We start from the raw sequence: 2,127 nt of genomic DNA on the forward strand, positions 1-2,127 counted from the left end.
GCCCGCGACGTCCACAACGCCGTCCGGTGACACCGCCACGACCTCGGCGCCCGTGAGCAGGAGGGCGCCGGCCTCTCTCGCCGCGCGCGCGAGCTCGTCCGTGACGCGACCCATGCCGCCGACGGGTACGTCCCAGTGCCCGGTGCCGCCGCCGATGACGTGGTACAGCAGGCAGCGGTTCTGGCGCAGGCTCTCGTCATCCGCGGTCGCGAACGTGCCGATCAGCCCATCGGTGAGCGCGATGCCGCGCGCGATGTCGGACTCGAGCGATGCCCGCAGCATCGCGCCGAGCGGGTGCTCGACCAGGTCCTCCCACAGCGCCTCGTCGCCGAGCAGGCCGCGCACGTCACGGCTGCGCCGCAGCGGCTCGGTCATCGTCGGGAACAGCAGCCGAGCGGCGGGGGCCAGGCGGTCGGAGAAGGCGCTGAACCGCTCGGCCTCGGCGCTGCTCCCGGTGACCCGGGTGAAGGAGTCGGCGGTGACAGAGGCATCCGCCGTGTCGACGAGGATGCCGCGCGACGGGTCGGCCGGGTCAGGCGTGTACGACGAGAAGCGCCGGCGGCGCAGCCGGATGTCGAGCCCCAGGTCGTCGACGATGCGGCGGGGGAGGAGGCTCACGAGGTACGAGTAGCGCGACAGCCGTGCGTCGACGCCGGCCCACGGCCGCTCCGAGACGGCCGCGCCGCCGACGTGGTCGAGCCGCTCGAGCACGAGCACCGAGCGGCCCGCACGACCGAGGTAGGCGGCGGCGACGAGAGCGTTGTGTCCGCCGCCCACGATGACGACGTCGTACGTGCGGGATCGCTCTGAGTTGGCCATGGCCCCACGGTACTGGCCGGTCCGGGAGGGTGAGCGGCGGATACCGTGGAACCATGAGCCTCGCACACGACCTCGAAGCACTCGCCATCGACATCGCGCGTGAGGCGGGAGATCTGGCACGAGCCCGCCGCGACGTGGGCGTCGCCATCGCCGCGACCAAGTCCGCGCTCGCGGACATCGTCACCGAGGCCGACCGCGAGGTCGAGGCGCTCATCCGGTCACGGCTGAAGGCCGCACGACCCGACGACGGGTTCCTCGGCGAGGAGACCGGCGCCGAGTCCGGGGTGAGCGGCATCACGTGGGTGGTCGACCCCATCGACGGCACGGTCAACTATGCATACGGCATCCCGACCTACGCCATCAGCATCGCGGCCGTGCGCGGTGAGCCGACGCCAGAGAGCTGGGAGACGCTCGCGGGGGCCGTCCACAACCCGATGACCGGCGAGATGTTCCACGCGGCGAAAGACGAGGGCGCGTGGCTCGGCGACCAGCGGCTGGCCGTCAGCACCGATGTCGGCGGGGCGGGGGCCCTCATCGGGACCGGCTTCGGCTACGACCCCTCGACCCACGCGGGCGACCTCGCACTCGTCGAACGCGTCATGCCGATCGCGCGCGACCTGCGCCGCGCCGGTGCCGCGTCACTCGACCTCGCCTCCGTCGCGGCCGGCCGGCTCGACGCCTACTACGAGCGTGGCCTGCAGCCGTGGGACCTCGCAGCCGGCTCGCTCCTGGTCACCGAGGCGGGCGGCCGGTTCGGGCGCGCGAAGCCCGACGGATCCCGCCGTGCGCCGCTCGTCGTCGCTGCATGTCCGGCGGTATTCGACGAACTCGCGGCGATCGCCGGACTCGCGTGACCCGGTGTACTCTCACCCAACCTTCACGAAACGCCGGGCCAAAACCCGACCTGCACATGGCATTCCCAGGGCACCCGGGGTAGTGTTTACCCGATCGTTACTTCGTCACCCGAACGACGAGGGGCGTGATAGCCCGAACGACCGTTCCGTCGCGCCCCTGCGACACGACTGAGAGCCCTCCGCCGAATTGCCTTTCGACGCCCCTATGGCTGAGCCTGTGCCCACGCGCCGGTCGAGCCGCATCTCCGCGACGCCTGCTCAGGCGACCCCGGAGACTGCAGGGGCATCGCGCGCGGCGGCTCGCCGGCAGGCGGCGAGCACCGCTCCCGAGCGTCCGACGGTCGTGTGGGGTCGCCCTTCGACCACGACTTCGGATGCCCCGGCGGTGACGCCGCGCAGCGCTCCGGCGTCACCGGCGCCTCAGCCTGTCGCGACCCCGCCCGATCCGGCAGCG

General features: G+C 72.6%; 2 protein-coding genes. One reads left to right on the forward strand and one right to left on the reverse strand.

Annotated features, from left to right (window positions below; translation table 11 throughout):
• On the reverse strand, positions 1-819 hold an 819-nt coding region (locus EIO58_RS16730), incomplete at its 3' end, for a phytoene desaturase family protein (protein ID WP_164861811.1).
• Between the two features lie 53 nt (positions 820-872).
• On the opposite strand from EIO58_RS16730, the gene EIO58_RS16735 reads away from it, so the two are divergent.
• A complete protein-coding gene (locus EIO58_RS16735) occupies positions 873-1,673 on the forward strand; it encodes an inositol monophosphatase family protein (protein ID WP_127820423.1) in 801 nt (266 codons plus the stop codon).
• The last annotated feature ends 454 nt before the right edge of the window (positions 1,674-2,127 follow it).

It is taken from the genome of Microbacterium sp. CPCC 204701 (assembly GCF_004010105.1).
Taxonomy (GTDB): Bacteria; Actinomycetota; Actinomycetes; order Actinomycetales; family Microbacteriaceae; genus Microbacterium.